The organism is Vibrio sp. YT-19(2023) (genome assembly GCF_033337395.1).
Genome location: NZ_JAWOQN010001138.1, coordinates 1 through 519 on the forward strand (window position 1 = coordinate 1; position 519 = coordinate 519).

The 519-nt window shown below is 48.0% G+C and carries 1 protein-coding gene; it reads left to right on the plus strand.

Annotation, left to right across the window (positions count from 1 at the left end):
- Nucleotides 1-519: alanyl-tRNA editing protein (locus R7E78_RS30485; protein ID WP_318059190.1), on the plus strand; the 519-nt coding region annotated here is incomplete at both ends.

Below are 519 nucleotides of genomic sequence, written 5' to 3' on the forward strand. Positions count from 1 at the left end.
ACCTCCACGGTAACTCGAATTTCGGACAACGAAGTAGAGTTATCCCACACTATTTTTTATGCTGAATCCGGCGGACAAGAGAGCGATGCAGGTACGATCGACGGGATTCCTGTCGTCGGTGCAATTAAGTCTGGCTCACGCATTGTTTACACTCTAGAACGTCAACCCACGTTTAGAGTTGGCGACCAAGTGATCACTCAAATTGACTGGCAAAGGCGTTATGCGTTGATGAAGCTCCACTTTGCGGCGGAAGTCATACTTGAACTGTTCACGCAAAAATTTGCAAACATTCAGAAGGTTGGCGCACATATCTCCGCAGATAAAAGCCGAATTGATTTTGAATGGCCTGAAAGCATCACGCCACTGCTGGTGGAGTTTCAACAACAAGCTCAGGCAGTCATTGATTCGGACGCTGAGATTGAGAGCGCATTCTCTGACGAAAGCCAAGAAAGGCGCTATTGGAAAGTGGAAGGCTTCGCTCAAGTGCCTTGCGGTGGTACACATCTTAAACGCACCTCT